The organism is Pseudomonas sp. P5_B2 (genome assembly GCF_056400445.1).
This window is the reverse complement of the sequence record NZ_JBFULH010000881.1, coordinates 1-1,411: the sequence shown is the minus strand read 5'-3', so window position 1 is coordinate 1,411 and position 1,411 is coordinate 1. Positions and strand designations below refer to the sequence as shown.

At 56.6% G+C, this 1,411-nt stretch carries 2 protein-coding genes; one reads left to right on the top strand and one right to left on the bottom strand.

Going from position 1 to position 1,411, the window contains the following annotated elements; translation table 11 throughout:
* Positions 1-424 (bottom strand): AI-2E family transporter (locus AC1DRJ_RS27685; RefSeq protein ID WP_477804952.1); only part of this gene is annotated, 424 nt, incomplete at its 3' end.
* 175 nt (positions 425-599) lie between these two features.
* Here AC1DRJ_RS27685 and AC1DRJ_RS27680 point away from each other — a divergent pair.
* Positions 600-1,411 (top strand): U32 family peptidase (locus AC1DRJ_RS27680; protein ID WP_477804951.1); only part of this gene is annotated, 812 nt, incomplete at its 3' end.

Genomic DNA, 1,411 nt, shown 5'->3' with positions numbered 1-1,411 from the left:
TCACTGCACTCTTGATAATCTTCTCTCGCAACCCGTCCAGTTCTCCTACCCCGAACCGATCGAGCAAGTGTTGGAAGTACGGCGGCAGGCTGTGCTTGAAATGGGACACATACCCCGCAATATCCAACTCACCGCTTTCGATGTTTTTGTACAGTATTGCCCCCTCTTGAACCAGGAAGAATGCGAGGATGATCACCGGCAGGATCGCAATCACCAGGCAGATACTCAGGGTGAGCAGCGACGTCATGTTGCGCTCCCAGCCCAGCTTCAATTGCAGTCGACGCTGCATCGGCGCAAAGAGGATGCCAAGGATCACCGCCCAGAACACTGCACCGTAGAACGGCAGCAGGATCCAGATGAACGCGACAGTGACCAGCCCCAACAAAATCACCAGCGATTTATTTCTTACGGTTTTTTCGTTCATGTCCGATCCGTGTCAGTGCGCAGGGACACAAGCTCCTGGAAGTTGAGCGGTCCTAATGCTTAGTCCTCCACGGTTCGCGCGAGTGCCATGCGTTTGTTCACAAAGCCTGGATCCAGATCAATAAACCTCATGGGCAAGGCGCCTATGCTCCCAGGCTTTTACGACTGACATTGCCATGACTCCCCTTGCCCCCGAACTGCTCGCCCCTGCTGGCACCTTGAAAAACATGCGTTATGCTTTCGCCTACGGCGCCGATGCGGTGTACGCCGGCCAGCCGCGCTACAGCTTGCGGGTGCGCAATAACGAATTCGATCACGCCAATCTGGCCCTTGGCATTCAGGAAGCTCAGGCGCAGGGCAAGCGCTTTTATGTGGTGGTGAACATTGCGCCACACAACGCCAAGCTCAAGACCTTCCTCAAGGACCTCGCGCCGGTAATTGCCATGGCGCCGGACGCACTGATCATGTCCGATCCGGGCTTGATCATGCTGGTGCGTCGGCACTTCCCGCTGATGCCGATCCATCTGTCGGTGCAGGCCAACACCGTCAACTGGGCGAGTGTCGAGTTCTGGAAGCAACAGGGTATAAGCCGGGTCATCCTGTCGCGGGAACTGTCCCTGGAAGAAATCGGCGAAATCCGCAAGCAAGTGCCGGCCATGGAGCTGGAGGTGTTTGTCCACGGTGCGTTGTGCATGGCGTATTCCGGACGCTGCCTGCTGTCCGGTTACATGAACAAACGCGATGCCAATCAAGGCAGTTGCACTAACGCCTGTCGCTGGAAATATTCGGCGCAAGAGGCCACGGAAAATCAGCTCGGCGAGATCGTCCAGCAGTATCAGCCCGAACCAACCCTCGGCATCGGCGCTCCCACCGAGCAGGTATTCCTGTTGCAGGAATCCAATCGGCCGGACGAACTGATGCCAGCCTTCGAAGATGAACACGGCACTTACATCATGAATGCCAAGGACCTGCGCGCCGTGCAACATGT